The organism is Paraburkholderia ginsengiterrae, assembly GCF_001645125.1.
GTDB lineage: Bacteria > Pseudomonadota > Gammaproteobacteria > Burkholderiales > Burkholderiaceae > Paraburkholderia > Paraburkholderia ginsengiterrae.
Genome location: NZ_LXKA01000144.1, coordinates 1 through 496, shown reverse-complemented (window position 1 = coordinate 496; position 496 = coordinate 1). Strand labels below are relative to the sequence as shown.

Annotated in this window: 1 protein-coding gene; it reads right to left on the bottom strand. The window is 68.5% G+C overall.

The window, feature by feature from the left end; genetic code table 11:
- Nucleotides 1-134: 134 nt before the first annotated feature.
- The coding region (locus A6V37_RS41760; RefSeq protein ID WP_208607864.1) for a hypothetical protein at nucleotides 135-496 on the bottom strand (362 nt) is incomplete at its 5' end.

Here is a 496-nt window from a genome sequence, read left to right as displayed (position 1 = left end):
ATCACGACCTCCATGCCGTCCCAAGCGCTGTCTTGCTGACGACCTTGCTCGTCATCACGCCCTGCCTTGCAGTCGTGCCGCCCGCGGCGCCCAGCCCGCCGGCCCCGCTCGCGCCTCCCGCGCCGTCTCTCGCCTCAATTGCCGCCAACCCCCACGCAGTAGCGCACATGTCGCCGCCGTATGCCTACAACACGTGGCCCGCCGACGGTTGTTGCCCCGTGCTGGCGTCCCTGCACGCCCGGGGTCTCTTGCTCCGTCAGCCTGCCCAGAAAAACGCGTACGTTATCGCGCCGCTCCTCCCGCAACTCGTTCTCGTCGTCATCATGCATTCCGGCGCGCTCCGACTGCGTCTCGCCATCCTCTCTCACCTTGTTTCCGACATCGGCTACCCCTGCACTCTCTCCTCGCTGCACCGAACCCACCTGCCTTCTCTCCACCGGACGCAACCGCCGCGCCCCCCACCGCCCGATCCCCAGCCCCTGCAGCGCGTGCGCTC